Here is a 14,534-nt window from a genome sequence, read left to right on the forward strand (position 1 = left end):
TTTGTTTATAAGACACAGCTCGTCCCCCGCGCGCGACACCGAGCCCTCCGAGGCCTGGGAGTCGCGGGAGTCGCGGGAGTCGCGGGAGTCGTCGGACCCTACGCCCGGCACCTGGGACACCACGCCGGAGAGCTGGTCGCGCACCTGGGCGGTGCGCCCGTGCAGACGGTCGGCGAGCGTGCCGATCTGCCGCTCGACCAGGGCGCCCGAGGCCGCCTTGCCCATGCCCCGGAAATCCGTGCGCAGCTGATCCCCGATCTCCTTGAACTGCGGGTTGTGCTGCAGTTGCGTGGTGACCAGTTCCGCTATGCCCTTCGGGGTCAGGTTCATTTTCTTGCCGGCCACCATCGTGCCCACGGCGACCGCGAGTTTCAGTTTCCTCGTACGTCCCAGCAGATAGCCGGCCCCTACCGCGAGGCCAAGTCCCACTCGATTCATGGTGCCGTACCGTTGCCCAATCCCGCGCTGTTGCGCGAAGCGATCTCCAGCCGGTCCAGAAGCTCGTCCTCCTGCCGGTCGAACTCCTCCTCGGTGATCTCCCCCGCTTCCAACCTCTTCTCCAGACCGGCCAGTTCGGCCCGGACGGTGGCGGGGTCGTAGTAGATCCGCTCGGCCTCGTCAACCACCTGTCCGATGACCCAGCCGCTGGCGCGCACCGGGGCGAACGGCAGCAGCAGGACCTCCGTGATCAGTCCCACGTCGTCACCCCGGGCCGGCGTCCATACCACCGGCCGCCGTGCCCGCGGGCTCGGCGGGACCGGGCTCGACGAAGCTGTACGGCGGCAGCGGGCCGTTCACCCGCACCTCCAGGTGCGGCATCTCCTCGCGGACCCGCTCGACGGCGGCCATGAACTCCTGGGCCGACTCCCGGTCCACCAGGTACGACACGTTGGCCAGCCAGCCGGTGGACTCGGGGCCCACGCTCACGGAGTGGGCGACAGGCTCCAGGGCGCGCTCCAGGGCGATGGCGTCCTGGGCCTCCTGACCCTTGACGGCGGTGGCGACCATCTCACCGAGCTGGATCTTGCTCTCGTAACTTCCGCCGCCCGCCTGCCGGCTGGCCTCCGTCAGCGCGCGGAGCTCCGGGCTGTCGGCCATCACGCGGTGCAGGACGGCTTCCTCGACGTGGCTGGCCTTGATGTTGTACTCGACCCGGCCGTCCAGCGCCCTCAGGCGTTCCTTGTAGTGCTCGGCGCGCTCCGCGAGCACTCCGGTGACGGACTTGTCGTCGGTGGCGACGCTGCCGAACCGCATGGGCAGCACACAGCCGGCCGCTCCCACCTCGCTCAGCACGTACTGATGGGCGAGCAGTTCCTTGCGCTTGGGGCGCAGTCCCTCGGGCGCGTCACTGACGACGGCCGCCAGTCCGCTCTCCTTGAGGATCCGCACCTCGCGCGGCGGGTCGCCGACGCCGCCCATGCCCTCGGGGAGCGAGGGGTGCGCATCGGCGGTGATGCCGTAGATGTAGGTGCTCACTCCTGCTCCTCCTTCCGGCGCGAGGGCGCGGCCTTGCGGGCGCGCGGGCGCGATGCCGGCTCCCGTTCGGAGTCGCCCTCGTCCCGGGCCTGCTTGAACGCGTCGGAGATGGTCTCGGCGGCGCCGGACAGCGCCCCCTTGGACTTGCCGCGAGCGCCGGACTCGGTCATCTCCCCGACCAGGTCGGGCAGGCCCGGGTCCTTGCGCGGCCCGGCCTCCAGGTCGAGCCGGTTGCACGCCTCGGCGAAGCGCAGATAGGTGTCCACGCTGGCGACGACGACGCGGACGTCGATCTTCAGGATCTCGATGCCGACCAGGGAGACACGAACGAATGCGTCGATGACGAGCCCCCTGTCCAGAACGAGCTCGAGCACGTCGTAGAGGCCGCTGCTGCCGCCTCCACCGCTGGTCTGTTGTGCCGGTACGACAGTCATGCCGGGTGTTCCTCCATCGTGTTCGTCGGTGTGGTTGCTTCTCCGGTCCAGTGGCTAGCGGCCGCCGGAACCGCGCACGTCGGCCCGGCCCCTCTCATAGCGCCTGACGCGCCGGTAACCGGTGAGCTGCCCCTGGGAGTCGATCTCCACCTGGTAACTCGCCAACAGGCTCATCGTGTCGGGCACCCGCTCGAGCTCGAGAACCTCGACCTCCAGCGTCCAGCCCGCCTCCGTCTTGCCGAAGGACGACACGGATTCGACGGTCAGGCCGGTGAGCTCCGCGAATTGGGCGCGCGCCTGACGCAGCACCTCCATCGGACTCGGCCGATGCTCCTTCGCGGTGGTGCTCTCCGCGTGCTCGCTGTCCTCCTCTGTCGACTTCTGTGAACTCTGGGATGATTTTTGCGATTCGGACGTGTTCTTCGTATTCGACATGGCCACCTCCCCCTCCGTGTGGCCGTAGAAGTGTTCGCCAAACCTCCACGATCCCGCGCATGCGCCACACGCCGACCGCCGGTGCGCCGAACGTCGACTCAACTCCTCGGCGCAGAAAGCACACTGACGGTCATTCAGTGAAGTGCCCGGGACCCGCCACGGGACGCGGTGCTCATGGGTGTGCCTTGCGGGTGTCGGGGTAGGCGCGGCCCATCAGCTCGAACACCCAGCTCGCACGCAGGGCACCGGCCGGCCGGGGAGGTCACAGATGAGGGCGACGATCGCACGGACGACCAACGAGCAGGCGAGGGCGGAACTGCCGGAGATCGTCGCTCCGGACAAGGTGGCGCCCAGGGACGCCAGGGTGCTGTCGAAGCAGTTCTTCGAGAGGCTGCTGGTGCTCGAAGAGGGCACGCCCGAGCACCAGTACGCGCGCAACACCCTGATCGAGATGAACATGACCCTGGTCCACTTCGCCGCCGGCCGGTTCCGCGGCCGGGGACCGGACGGGATGGAGGACATCGTCCAGGTCGGCACCATCGGGCTGATCAAGGCCATCGACCGGTTCGAGTTGTCCCGCGAAGTGGAGTTCACCTCCTTCGCCATCCCGTACATCGTCGGCGAGATCAAACGTTTCTTCCGTGACACCTCCTGGTCCGTGCACGTGCCGCGCCGGCTGCAGGAGGCCCGCGCGCACCTGGCGAAGGCCGGCGAGGAACTGCAGAACCGTTTGGGCCGGCCCCCCACGGTCAAGGAGCTGGCGGACCTGATGGACCTGACCGAGGAAGAGGTCAACGAGGCCCAGGTCGCCGCCAACGGCTACCACTCCGCCTCCTTGGACGCCACCGTCGGCGGCGCCCCGGACGGCGAGACGGTACTGGCGGACTTCATCGGGTCCGACGACGCCGCCATCGAACTGGTGGAGGACCTCCACGCCCTGGCACCGCTGCTCGCCGGCCTCGACGAGCGTGAACGGCAGATCCTTCACTGGCGGTTCGTCGACGAGCTGACCCAGGCCCAGATCGGCGAGCGGCTCGGCTGCTCCCAGATGCACGTCTCCCGCCTGCTGTCGCGCACCCTGAAGCGCCTGCGGGAGGGCATGCTCACCACCGGCTGACGCGAGGCCCATGACAGGACGGACATCTGCCGCCTCGTTCACGCACCCGGCCGACCACCGGCCCGGAAGCGCGGCGACCCGAGATGGATGCCACATACATCTGGCACTCGAAAGTGGACGATTTTCCCACGGGGCGGCACAAGGGCACCGCCCTCGTCGAAGGCAGGTCGGTCATGGCGAAGAAACCACCCGCGTCCGAGCCACCCCGGGGAAAGGGCCCGAGCCGTCACGAGGGCACCGCGCAGCACGGCTGGTCTCCCGACGTGGACGAGACGCGTCAGCAGGAGAACCCCCGTGCCCGCCGCTCCTTCCGCACAGCCGAGCACGGCGGCGGAAAGGGCCCGGGACGGACGAAGCCCACGGAGGAGACGACGTCCGTGCCGGGCGAGACGGTGAAGAGCGACAGCACCCGCGGTGAGGAGTACGCCCGCAAGGACGAGAAGGGCCGGCGGGACACGGGACCCAGGGGCCGCTCCCAGCGGCCCAGCGGCACCAAGGGCGCCTCCGCGACGACCGGCGTCGATCCGCAGGAGCCGTGAGCCCGGCGCCGCCGGGACTTCACTCCGGTCCTACGGCCACCGCGTGATCACGGGGTCTGGCCGGGAGTGCGGCGGGCTTCCTTCATCTCCGCCTCGTACACGTGCTCGCGTCCGTCGAGAAGTTCGCGTCGGATGCGGGCCTCGGCATCTGCGAAGGGCCGGTAATAGTGGGTGTTGTACTCCTCGACGATCTCGAAGGTCCAGTGCCCGGGGATGACGTTGCGGCCCACGATGTCGTGCTGCAACCGGTCGGCCTGGGCATGGTGGCCCCCGGCGCGCAGGTGTTCCAGCGCCTCGTCCAGCTTCAGGTCCGCACCGCCGGTCAGCTGGTGGAAGGCGTAGAGGCTGCCCCGGGCTCGCTCCACGGTCTCCAGAGCTTCCGAGAGCGCGCCCAGGGCCTTGACCGTGGTGTCGGTGGCACCGTCGGGCCGGCGGTGCGACAGGTCGGGACTTCGGGGCACGTCCGGGTTCTCGTTCATGGTCCTCCTGCTGGTTCTCCTGTGTCGTCGGCAGGTGGCGGCCCGCCGCCCCCGTACGCCGGCTGCGTCCGTGCTGGTACCGGCACGTCAGGGCAGTGGGGTACCGCCGGTCGCGTTGACGATCTCGCCGGTGATGTAGCTCGCTTGCGGGGATGCCAGGAAGACGTAGGCGGGTGCCATCTCGGCCGGCTGGGCGGGGCGGCCGAGCGGTGACTGCTTCCCGAACTCCCTGGTGTCCGGGAGCGTCGCGGGGATCAGCGGTGTCCAGACGGGGCCGGGTGCGACCGCGTTGACGCGGATGCCGTCCTTGGCCAGCATCTGCGCGAGCCCCTGGGTGAAGGAGACGATCGCGCCCTTCGTCATGGCGTAGTCCAGCAGGTGGGGGCTGGGCTTGTAGCCCTGGACGGAGGCCGAGTTGATGATGCTGCCACCGGCCGGGATGTGCGGGAGGGCCATTTTGGAGAGCCAGAACATGCCGTACAGGTTGGTGCGCACCACCCGGTCGAACTGTTCGGTGCTGATGGCCGCGATGCCTTCGGGCTGGGACATCTGGTAGGCGGCGTTGTTGACGAGGATGTCGATGCGGCCGAATTCCTCGACGGCCCGGTCGACGAGGCCCTGGCACGCCTCCTCCACACGGATGTCGCATTCGACCGCGACAGCACGCCGGCCGGCGTCCTCGACCAGTCCGACGGTCGTGCGGGCCTCATCCTGTTCTTCGGGCAGATACGTGAGAAGGACGTCCGCGCCCTCACGGGCGTAGGCGAGGGCGACGGCCCGGCCGATGCCGGAGTCCCCGCCGGTGATCAGTACCTTGCGCCCGGTCAGGACTCCGGAACCGCGGTACGTCTCCTCGCCGTGGTCCGGCGGCGGATCCATCGGCCCGGTCCAGCCCGGGTGCGCCTGATCCTGCTGGGCGAACTCGGGCTGCGGGTACTGCTCGGCGGGGTGGGGCGTGGGCGGCTCGTTCTGTGCCATGGGCTGCTTCTCCTGTCTGTTCCGTTGCCGCGGTCTTCCGGTACCGAGCTGGACTCCCGGGGGGGCTCAGCTCGGGGGGTAGGGCGATTTCTTGAGAAGTTCCGCCAGATGCACGGCGTTGACTGCCAGGGCCCTGGTGGTGGCGGCCACGGCGTCGGGGGTGGCCTCCAGGTCCTGGTAGTCCGTGCCCTGCTGGGCTTCGCCGACCCAGTAGGTGACCGCACCCGGCGACAGCGAGAACCCGAGGTCGTTGAGTCCTTGGAAGAGATCGGCGCTCACCTTGTGCGCGCCGTCCTCGTTGCCCACGACGGCGACCAGGCCGACCTTGCCGCTGAACAGCCGGCGCCCCTGCTCGTCGGTCTCCGAGATGTCGGCGTTCAGGCGTTCCAGGACGCGCTGGCAGAGGCTGGAGGGGTGGCCGAGCCAGATCGGGGTGGCCAGGAGCACGATGTCGGCGGCCATCACCCTCTCCCACAGCCCGGGCCAGTCGTCTCCGTCGCCCATGTCGCGGGCGACGCCCGGCCGGATGTCGTGGTCGACGACGCGGATCGTCTCGCCTTCCACACCGAGGCCGGCGAGTTCCGACATCACCTGCTCGGCGAGGTGGTGACTGCTGGAACGGGCGGGCGAGGGGTTGAGTGTGCAGACGAGTGCGACAGCGCGGGTCATGAATCCTCCTGGCCGGGCGGGGTCGCCGCGGGGGTGTCGTGGTCGGGGTCGGCCGTCGGGGTCAGGTCACCGTGGAGGGCTGACGCGGGGAGTGCTCGACGACGTCGGCCAGCCGGGCGAGCATGGTGCGGTGGCGCAGTTGGATCAGGGCGTCGACGACCGTGTTGTGCAGCATCCCGCCCGGTCCGCGCAGGGGGTGCTCGTTGATGACGACCAGGGTCTTCTCGCCCCAGGGCCGCACCTCGAGAGCGATCCGCGCGGTGCCGAGCCATCCGCTGTCGGCCTCCAGCTCCAGGACGGAGGGCGCTTCGCACCGCCGGACGATGGTGCTCCCCGACACCGACCACGGCGCCAGCCGGACGGTGTACGCGATGCTGGAGCCGACGTGGGGCCACACCCCCGTACGGGGCCGTGTGCCGGACGTGCCGACCACCCAGTCGCCGTAGCGCGTACCGTCGGCGAGTACCGCCCAGACGTCCGCGGGCGGGCGTTCGATCAGCCGGTGCCGTACAGCCATGGATCCTCCAGTTCACGGTGGGCTCACTGGTGGTAGTCCTGGTGCCCAGCCTGTCGAGGCTCACCCCCCGTTCTTCCACTTTTGCACGCCGCCCGGGGATCCGCCGCCTGTCGGCCGTGGGCTGACCGTCCTCGCAGCGGGTGACGTGTCCGGCACCGGCGCACCCCGGATCGGACAGGTCGGGGCGGTCCGCGCAGACCGGTGCGTCCGTCGCGCCGGGCGGTGGGTGTCCTCTCGGCCGGGCGCGCGTCCGGCAGGCCGGTGGCGTGGATACCGGACGCCGCGTCCGCCTCCGGACACGGCTCCTCCCCGGCGTCTTCGCCGCCGCCCCGTCGACGGACGAAGTGCGGCCGGGGGCCGCCTCGGCCGAAGCCGTGGAGGCCCCCGGCGGGCCGGCGCGGCGGGGCGCGGCGGTTCGCCGGGGGCGGTCGGTCGGTGGGTCAGTGGCCCGCGACGACACCGGAGAGTTCGTTGGTGCTCTTCGGCAGGGTCACGGAGGTGACCTTCTCGCCCGATTCGATGTCCACGGCGTGCAGTTCGCGCGTGCCCGGTTCGGAGACGTACGCGGTGTGGTCGCGGACGAAGAGGGTGGGCCTCGGCTGCTGCCAGTCGAGCGGCTCCTGCCACGTGCCCACGACGGGGATCTTCTTCTCGACCCTGCCCGTGTCCGGGTCGATCACGTGCAGGGCGCCGTCCGTACCGAGGACGAGTGCCTCGCCGTGGGGCCCCCGGCCCAGCGAGCGGAAGGAGTAGCTGGTGCCGAGGTCGACCAGGCGCAGCTCTGCCGTCTCGGTGTCGATCAGGGACACGCGCGTCGGGCGCTCCAACTCGGCGTCCGGGTCGGTCTTGTAGTCGCCCAGCAGGACCGGGGAGGCGTCGCTGCCGGCCTGGTTGCCGATGCGGCCGTAGTCGTCGGGGGCGTCGACCTTGGTGAACTCGCCGTCCTTGTAGATCAGGATGCCGTCCTCGCAGCCGACGGCGACGGCCTCGCCCCGGGCGGCGGCCTCGCCGTGGACGCCGGGGCAGTTCTCGTTGCGCGCGATCTCCTTGTCGTTCCTGTCGAGGACGTGGGCGCCGGTGCGCTTCTCCTCGGTGCCCACGGTGCTGAGGAGTTCGCCGTTGCTCAGCTCGATGGCGACGCCGTGGTGGGGTTCGGCGGAGGTGTGGGTACGGCCCTCGGGCTTGTCACCGGCGGCGAGGTCGGCGGGGTCGAGGACGTTGACCTCGCCGGTGCCGTCGGTGAACAGGACCGTCTTGCCGGCATGCCGTACGACGTGTCCCGGCTTGGCGCCGTCGTACGTGATGTCGGTGAGGGTCTGCCCGGCGGCGTCGAGGACCCGGAAGCCGGAGTCGGTGGAGACGAAGACATGGGAGTCGTCACCGGCGGGGTTGACGCGGTTGAAGCCGGGCAGCTCGATCGTCGTGGCGAGCTTCAGGGTCTCGCCGTCCAGGATGTACAGGCCGCCGTCGAAGGTGGCGACCAGCGGCTCCTCGACCGTGGCGGCCCCGGCGCCCGGGGTGCCCTTCGCCGCCTTCTCCGCCTTCGTGTCGGACGAGGTGGTGTCGCCGCCTCCGCAGGCGGTCAGGACGGCGGAGACCGTCAGGGCGAGGGCCGTACCGGTGAGGGCTCCGGTGCGTATCGACTTGCTCACTGTGCGTGTTCCTTTCCGGCCGCGCGGGCGCGGCTCCGGGGTGGGGTGTTCGAAAACGAGGGCTCGGGTGCGGGTTCAGCCGGCGGTCAGGCCGTCCGTCATGGCGGTGGTGTTGGCGCGCATCATCTGCAGGTAGGTGCCGGCGCCCCTGCCCTTCTCGGTCAGCGACTCGGAGTACAGCGCGACGACCCGTACCCGGCCGCCCAGTTCCGTGCGCAGGACCTCGGCCAGCCGGGTCGGCCGGGAGGAGTCCGCGAAGACGGTCCGTACCCCGGCCTCGCGCATGGCCTCGGTGAGCGAGCGCAGGTCCGAGGAGCTGGGCGAGGCCAGTGTCGTACCGCTCGGGACGACCGCGCCGACCGTCCGGAAGCCGAAGCGTTCGGCGAGGTAGCCGAAGACGTGGTGGTTGGTCACCAGCGCGCGCCGCTGCTCGGGTATGCGGTCGAAGGAGCGTTCCATCCAGGTGGTCAGGTCGGCGAGTCGTCCGTCGTAGCGGCCGGTGTTGGCGCGGATCGTTTTCTCGTCCACGCCGTCCACGTGCTCGACGACCCGGTCGGCGATCAGGCCGGCGGCCGTGCGCACCCGGTCGGGGTCGGTCCAGAAGTGCGGGTCGGGCTGCCCGGCGTCCGTCTCGGGGCCGCCGTCGGCCGGTGCCCGGAAGACGAGCGGGTCCACCGCCCTGCCGACCTCGAGCGTGGCGGTCCCGGCCTCCCGGGCGGCCTCCACGTGCCGCAGCACGTTCTCCTCCAGGCCCAACCCGTTGAAGACCACGAGGTCGGCCCGCTCCAGCTCGGCGGCCTGTACGGCCGACAGCCCGAAGGAGTGCGGGTCGGCGTTCGGTTTCATCAGCACCGTGACGTCGGCCTCGTCGCCGACGATCTCCTGGGTGATGTCGCCGAGGATGTTCGTCGTCACCACGACCCGGGGCCGGTCGTCGCCGGTCGCGCACGCGGTGGCCGTGCCGGCGAGGGTGAGGGCGAGCAGGGTGAGGAGCAGGCGGCGCAGCCGCAGGACGGCGCGCCTCGGTGTCGTCGTCATCGGCCGGTCTCCACCATCAGGGCCGGTTCGATGTCGAGGTCGAAGGTGCGCGCGACGCGCAGGTCGTCGTTGTAGTCGATCTCGTACACGCGCTTGCCCGCCGGGTCGTTGAGGTAGGCGCGGCTGCGGTCGACCTCGATGACGGGCCGGGGCTCCGTCGCGTCCGGTCCGGTGCCGGGTACGTCCTTCAGCAGCGGCTTCGTCCGGGACACCTGCTCGCCGGTGGCGATGTCGTAGCCGTACAGGGCCCCGTCGGTGCCGAGGACGAGCAGGGGGGAGCCCTCGCCCGCGGTGTTGGCGGCGACGGCGGGGCCGGTCTCCACCCGGGTCCAGGTGCGCTCCGTGACGTCCAGGACCCATACGGCCCGCTCTCCGGCCGGCGCCGTGAGCGTGTCGCTGCCGGCCCGGTGACGGAAGGCCGTGGCCCGGTCCCGCTCGGCGACGCCCGTACCGTACGGGATCCTCTCGGCGGTGAACGTGCCGTCGTCCGCGCGGATCAGCAGGGCTCCGTCGGCGCAGCCGAGGACGGCTCCCCGCCGGGTGACGGCGTCGCCCCGCGGTTTTTCGCACTCGGCGTCCGGTGCCGCGACGCGCTCGCCCTCGCGGTCGTACACCGCGACCTTCGGGGTGCCCTTCGCGCCGTCGGTGAGGGTCAGCAGGTGCTCCCCGTACGGCACGACGGCGCCGGCGTGCGTCCCGGGCAGCGGACGGGGCGTGCCGGTGGTCCCCGCCTCCAGATCGGCCCTGCGGTGGATCTCGGCCCGGCCGTCGCCGTGGGTCACGACGGTCACGGCGGCGTCGCTGCGGACGCGTGTACGGGGGCCGTCGGAGAGGCGGCCCACGTCGCGTATCCCCGCGCGGTAGTAGTGCACGTGGTCGCCGTGGTCCACCGTCCAGGCGCCGGTGTCGAGGACGCGCGTGCCGTCCGTGCCGTGGAGGTGGCCGAACCGGCCGTCCGTGGTGAGGGCCGCGGTGCCCGGTGCCCGGGAGACCTCGTGCGACTCTCCGGTGATCAGGTCGAGGACGCGGGTGTCACCGCTGCCCGGGTCGTTGAGGAGCAGTCTGGACTGCTGCTCGGCCTTCTCCTGCGCCCCTTCGACGTATCCGTGCGGGGTGGCGGCCGACGGGCTCGCCGGCGGGGCGGAGGCGGCGCCGTCCCGGCCGCCCGCGCAGCCTGTGGCGAGCAGCGCGAGGGCCAGGAGCGCGGACGCCCCGGCAGTGACGTTTCCTCGGAGGGGCAAGGGGATCGCTCCATCGGGTTTCTGGATCGGGTCTTGAATCCGGGTCGGGTCTTCGGGTCAGGTCTGTGGATCGAGGCGGCGGCGCCGATGCCGGAGGCCCGATGCGAGGTGGGAGAGGAAGAACAGGCCCACCGCGAGGGCCGAGACGGTCGCGCCGGCCGCGGTGCTCAGGTGCCAGGAGAGCAGCAGTCCGAAGAAGGTGGCGGCCGCGCCGAGCAGTGCCGCGATCGCCATCACCGCCCGCACGCTGCGCGCCCATGGCAGTGCCGCCGCCGGCGGGGCGATGAGCAGGCCCAGGACCAGCAGCGTCCCCACGATGTGGAAGGAGGCGACGATGGCCAGCGCCAGCAGGCCCAGCAGGACGGCGTGGGCGACGCGCGGACGCAGACCGAGGGTGCGGGCCTTGCGCGGGTCGAACGCCAGGGCGAGGAAGGCTCGGTGACCGAGAACCGAGACCGTCAGTGCCAGCAGCAGCGCTGCTCCCAGCAGCACCAGGTCCTGTTCCCGGACGGCGAGGACGTCGCCGAAGAGGAATCCGGTCAGGTCCACGGCGAAGGACTGCGAGCGCGACACGATGATGACGCCGAGCGACAGCATCCCGACGAAGAGCAGGCCGATCCCGGTGTCCTGGGACAGCCGTGGGGTACGCCCGAGGACGGTGACGCCGGCCGTCATCACGGCCGCGCTCAGCAGCGCCCCCACCAGCAGGTTGCCGCCCAGGAGCGCGGCGAGCGCGACTCCGGGCAGCAGTCCGTGCGACATGGCGTCACCGAGGAAGGCCATACCTCTCAGCACCACCCAGGTACCCGCCAGGGCACAGATCGCCGACACCAGCATCCCGCCCCACAGGGCCCTTTGCACGAAGGTCACCTCGAAAGGGCCTGTCAACCACTCCATGGCGAGAACATTACAATGACAACCATGTTCAATAAAAGCCCTTCCCCCGCCACCGGGGGCCGGATGCCGCCCCGCGTCCGCTTCACCGGCCTCTCCGCGGGCTACCCCGGCCACCCCGTGCTCGACCAACTGGACGGCGAGATACCGGCGTTGGCCGTCACCGCGCTGATCGGCCCGAACGGCAGCGGAAAGTCCACGCTGCTCGGAGTGCTGGCCGGAGTGATCCGCCCCACAGCGGGAGAGGTCCGGCACGACGGAGCCCGGCCACCGGCGTTCGTCCCGCAGCGCGGGGCCGTCGGCGACGCGCTTCCGCTGACGGTCCGGCAGACCGTGGAGATGGGGCGCTGGGGCGAGCGGGGACCGTGGCGCCGGCTCACGCGGCACGACCGGACTGCGGTGGACGAGGCGATGGAGCGGCTCGGCGTCACGGCGCTCGCCGCACGCCAGCTGGGCGAGCTCTCCGGCGGGCAGAGGCAGCGCACGCTCATGGCGCAGGGACTGGCCCAGGAGTCGGACCTGCTCCTGCTGGACGAGCCGACCACCGGCCTCGACCCCGAGGCCAGGGAGCGCACGGCTGCGCTGCTGACCGAGCTGGTGGCCGACGGGGTGACCCTCGTCCACGCCACCCACGACCTGGACGCGGCGCGCTCGGCGGACACCTGCCTGCTGCTCCGCGACGGCCGCCTGGCCGGCCAGGGACCGCCGGACCGGCTCCTCACCCCGACGGCACTCGCCCGCATGTGGCAGCCGGCCTGAGCTCTGCGGCAGCCGCGCCGTCCGGGGCCGGTCCGGCGGACCGAGCCGGAGGTGACCGACGGCGCTTGTCCGCCGGGGCGGGCGGGGACCGGCCCGTGCGGCTGCCGGTCGCGCTCGGCGTGCCCGTGCCGGAGTCGCCGGTCCCCGCCCGGGCCCGGTCGGTGGTCATCGCCGGTGCGGGCGCCATCGGCCGTCTCGTCCATGGTGCCGTCGACCGGCCCATGGCGGCCCTGGCCGGCATCCCCCCGGCCGTCCGGTGTGCTCATCGGCCGGCGGATCGCCCACGCGCTGCCCGCCCGCCGTCCGAAGTGCGCGCTCGCCGTCGCCCTGTCCGCGCCGGCGCCCCGCCCGGCCCTGCACGGCCCCCGCGCCCGGCGTGGCGCGGGCGGATCCCGCGCCGCACCCGCACCCCTTCGGACGAACGGCCGGAGAAACGAACTGAAGTGCGCAACAACACCGTTGGCACGTAAGTTGTGGTGGAACACACCTGCCGGCTGACCACGCCTGCCTCGGCTGAGAGACGGACCGTACCCATGAGCGACCCCGAGACGACACCCGGAACCGCCGCACACCAGAAGATCGACACCTCGGTGCCGCATTCGGCCCGGATCTGGAACTACTGGCTGGGCGGCAAGGACAACTATCCCGTCGACGAGGAAGCGGGCGACGCGTACACCGGCGTCTTCCCCGGCATCGTGACCATCGCCCGCAGCAGCCGGGCCTTCCTGCGGCGCAACATCACGTATCTGGTCACCGAGGCCGGCATCCGGCAGTTCCTGGACATCGGGACGGGCCTGCCGACCGCCGACAACACCCACGAGGTCGCCCAGCGCCTCGCCCCGGAGAGCCGGATCGTCTACGTCGACAACGACCCGATGGTCCTGGCGCACGCCCGCGCCCTGCTCTACTCCACCCGCGAGGGAGCGACCGCCTACGTCGACTCCAACGTGCTGGACCCGGAGCGCGTCCTGGCAGCCGCCGCCCGGACGCTGGACCTCTCCCGCCCCACCGCCCTCATCCTCAGCAACATCCTGGGCCACATCGCCGACCACGACGAGGCGCGCTCCATCGTCACGCGGCTGATGGACGCGCTGCCGTCCGGCAGCTACCTGTCCGTCAACGACGGTTCACGGGGCATCGACCCGGGCTTCGAGCAGGCCCAGGAGGGCTACAACAAGAGCGGTGCCGTGCCGTACAACCTGCGCACCGTCGACGAGATCACCTCGTTCTTCGACGGCCTGGAGCTCCTGGAGCCCGGCGTCGTCCCGGTCACCCGGTGGCGTCCGGACGCCGACGCGGCCGACACGCCGGTCATCGCCGAGCACGGCGGTCTCGCCCGCAAGCCCTGACCCGCCGGCGGGCCGCGGGCCCCGTGACCCGCCGCCCGTGCACGACCCCTCGGTGGACCGTGCGCGTGTCCTGCCCCACCACCCGGCGGCGCGCCTCACGTGAACCGAGGGGAAGTACGGCAAAGCGCCCCGTGCCGGTGCTCCCCGTCACCCCGTACCTACGGAGCGAGTTCACACTTCCGCCCCACAGGGAAGCGTGTGAGACTGGCGTCCCGTCCGCAGTGCGGACCCTCTTCCGCACCGACCCCCACGAGAAGTGCGACGTGCGTTCCTTTCCTCTGCCGATAGCCCTGACCGCGCGCCTGTCCCCGGTGGTCGTCCTCGCCGTGGCGGGCTGGGCACTGTCGTCCGGGTCCTCCTCCGAGCCGCAGGCCGCCGAGAAGAAGCCGGCGGAGACGACCGGGTCGCGGTCCGCCCCGTCGACGACGGCCGTGCCGAAGACGTACACCGCCGCTCCCGCGCCCTGCGACAGCATCGCCGAGAAGACCGTCAAGTCCCTTGTGCCGGGGGCGAAGGCGGCCGGCAAGGAGATCAAGTCCACCGACTCCGATCTGCGCCGCACCTGTTCGTGGAACGCGCTCGACGGCTACGAGTACCGCTGGCTCGACGTGTCCTTCGAGGTCCTGCAGTCGGACGACGCGGCCGAGGAGTCGTACCGGGGGCGGCTGAAGGACAGGAGCGGCGGAGGCGAGGTCCCCGGGCTCGGTGACGCCGGGTACTCGGTCGTGGACCTCACCACCGAGGACAAGCAGCAGACCCGCGAGGGCGTGGTGGTGGCCCGCGCCTCCAACGCACTGGTGGTCGTGACGTACAACGGCAGCGACTTCGAGTCGAAGAAGGCGCCCTCCACGGACGAGATCAACAAGGGCGCCATCAAGGCCGCCAAGGAAGCGATGGCGGCGCTCCTCGACGGAAAGGCCTGACCGGACCCGGCGGCCGGCCCGTGCGGCCGGGCCC

At 71.4% G+C, this 14,534-nt stretch carries 17 protein-coding genes and 1 pseudogene; 5 read left to right on the plus strand and 13 right to left on the minus strand.

Annotation, left to right across the window (positions count from 1 at the left end; translation table 11 throughout):
* From ACFWVE_RS33085 to ACFWVE_RS33105, 5 genes and pseudogenes are all read right to left on the minus strand, one after another.
* A pseudogene (locus ACFWVE_RS33085) lies at positions 1 to 438 on the minus strand (DNA primase); the annotation flags it as partial.
* Entirely contained in the window at positions 435 to 698 is a 264-nt protein-coding gene (locus ACFWVE_RS33090) for a gas vesicle protein GvpG (protein WP_384022320.1), read from the minus strand. The gene ACFWVE_RS33090 and the pseudogene ACFWVE_RS33085, both read right to left, overlap by 4 nt.
* A gap of 4 nt (positions 699 to 702) precedes the next feature.
* The gene (locus ACFWVE_RS33095; protein ID WP_384022323.1) at positions 703 to 1,476 is read right to left on the minus strand and encodes a GvpL/GvpF family gas vesicle protein; all 774 of its coding nucleotides are present in this window, start codon (positions 1,474 to 1,476) and stop codon (positions 703 to 705) included.
* Positions 1,473 to 1,910, minus strand: coding sequence for a gas vesicle structural protein GvpA (locus tag ACFWVE_RS33100; RefSeq protein WP_384022326.1), 438 nt, complete (start codon positions 1,908 to 1,910; stop codon positions 1,473 to 1,475). Before ACFWVE_RS33100 ends, ACFWVE_RS33095 begins: the two co-directional genes overlap by 4 nt.
* Before the next feature lie 54 nt (positions 1,911 to 1,964).
* On the minus strand, positions 1,965 to 2,345 hold the full coding sequence (locus ACFWVE_RS33105) for a gas vesicle protein (RefSeq protein ID WP_384022330.1): 381 nt from the start codon (positions 2,343 to 2,345) through the stop codon (positions 1,965 to 1,967).
* Between the two features lie 268 nt (positions 2,346 to 2,613).
* Between ACFWVE_RS33105 and ACFWVE_RS33110 the strand changes: the two genes are divergently transcribed.
* Both ACFWVE_RS33110 and ACFWVE_RS33115 read left to right on the plus strand, forming a co-directional pair.
* On the plus strand, positions 2,614 to 3,462 hold the full coding sequence (locus tag ACFWVE_RS33110) for an RNA polymerase sigma factor SigF (RefSeq protein ID WP_384022333.1): 849 nt from the start codon (positions 2,614 to 2,616) through the stop codon (positions 3,460 to 3,462).
* A 173-nt stretch (positions 3,463 to 3,635) separates the two neighbouring features.
* Positions 3,636 to 4,001, plus strand: a complete 366-nt coding sequence (locus ACFWVE_RS33115; RefSeq protein WP_384022367.1) for a hypothetical protein — start codon at positions 3,636 to 3,638, stop codon at positions 3,999 to 4,001.
* A 47-nt stretch (positions 4,002 to 4,048) separates the two neighbouring features.
* Here ACFWVE_RS33115 and ACFWVE_RS33120 read toward each other — a convergent pair whose 3' ends face one another.
* From ACFWVE_RS33120 to aztB, 8 genes are all read right to left on the minus strand, one after another.
* A complete protein-coding gene (locus ACFWVE_RS33120; RefSeq protein WP_384022335.1) occupies positions 4,049 to 4,480 on the minus strand; it encodes a hypothetical protein in 432 nt (143 codons plus the stop codon).
* A gap of 87 nt (positions 4,481 to 4,567) precedes the next feature.
* Positions 4,568 to 5,458 carry an SDR family oxidoreductase gene (locus ACFWVE_RS33125; RefSeq protein WP_384022338.1) on the minus strand — a complete coding sequence of 297 codons (891 nt, stop codon included), beginning with the start codon at positions 5,456 to 5,458 and terminating at the stop codon, positions 4,568 to 4,570.
* 66 nt (positions 5,459 to 5,524) lie between these two features.
* Positions 5,525 to 6,127 (minus strand): flavodoxin family protein, encoded by a 603-nt coding sequence (locus ACFWVE_RS33130; RefSeq protein WP_384022341.1) that lies wholly within the window; start codon positions 6,125 to 6,127, stop codon positions 5,525 to 5,527.
* Positions 6,128 to 6,188: 61 nt separating this feature from the next.
* Positions 6,189 to 6,644, minus strand: a complete 456-nt coding sequence (locus ACFWVE_RS33135) for an SRPBCC family protein (protein WP_384022344.1) — start codon at positions 6,642 to 6,644, stop codon at positions 6,189 to 6,191.
* Between the two features lie 440 nt (positions 6,645 to 7,084).
* Positions 7,085 to 8,296, minus strand: coding sequence for a zinc metallochaperone AztD (gene aztD, locus ACFWVE_RS33140; RefSeq protein ID WP_384022347.1), 1,212 nt, complete (start codon positions 8,294 to 8,296; stop codon positions 7,085 to 7,087).
* Between the two features lie 75 nt (positions 8,297 to 8,371).
* Positions 8,372 to 9,334, minus strand: a complete 963-nt coding sequence (gene aztC / locus ACFWVE_RS33145; protein ID WP_384022350.1) for a zinc ABC transporter substrate-binding protein AztC — start codon at positions 9,332 to 9,334, stop codon at positions 8,372 to 8,374.
* Positions 9,331 to 10,575: a hypothetical protein gene (locus ACFWVE_RS33150; protein WP_384022353.1), complete on the minus strand. Its 1,245-nt coding sequence runs from the start codon at positions 10,573 to 10,575 to the stop codon at positions 9,331 to 9,333. The genes aztC and ACFWVE_RS33150 overlap by 4 nt, the downstream gene beginning before the upstream one ends.
* Before the next feature lie 57 nt (positions 10,576 to 10,632).
* On the minus strand, positions 10,633 to 11,472 hold the full coding sequence (aztB, locus tag ACFWVE_RS33155; RefSeq protein ID WP_384022355.1) for a zinc ABC transporter permease AztB: 840 nt from the start codon (positions 11,470 to 11,472) through the stop codon (positions 10,633 to 10,635).
* A 15-nt stretch (positions 11,473 to 11,487) separates the two neighbouring features.
* Between aztB and aztA the strand changes: the two genes are divergently transcribed.
* The 3 genes from aztA to ACFWVE_RS33170 all read left to right on the plus strand — a co-directional run bounded on the left by aztA (position 11,488) and on the right by ACFWVE_RS33170 (position 14,500).
* Positions 11,488 to 12,228 (plus strand): zinc ABC transporter ATP-binding protein AztA, encoded by a 741-nt coding sequence (aztA, locus tag ACFWVE_RS33160; RefSeq protein WP_384022358.1) that lies wholly within the window; start codon positions 11,488 to 11,490, stop codon positions 12,226 to 12,228.
* A 533-nt stretch (positions 12,229 to 12,761) separates the two neighbouring features.
* A complete protein-coding gene (locus ACFWVE_RS33165; protein WP_384022361.1) occupies positions 12,762 to 13,577 on the plus strand; it encodes an SAM-dependent methyltransferase in 816 nt (271 codons plus the stop codon).
* Between the two features lie 263 nt (positions 13,578 to 13,840).
* On the plus strand, positions 13,841 to 14,500 hold the full coding sequence (locus tag ACFWVE_RS33170) for a hypothetical protein (protein WP_384022364.1): 660 nt from the start codon (positions 13,841 to 13,843) through the stop codon (positions 14,498 to 14,500).
* Positions 14,501 to 14,534: the final 34 nt, after the last annotated feature.

Origin of the sequence: Streptomyces sp. NPDC058632 (genome assembly GCF_042717095.1) — a bacterium.
Classification (GTDB): domain Bacteria; phylum Actinomycetota; class Actinomycetes; order Streptomycetales; family Streptomycetaceae; genus Streptomyces.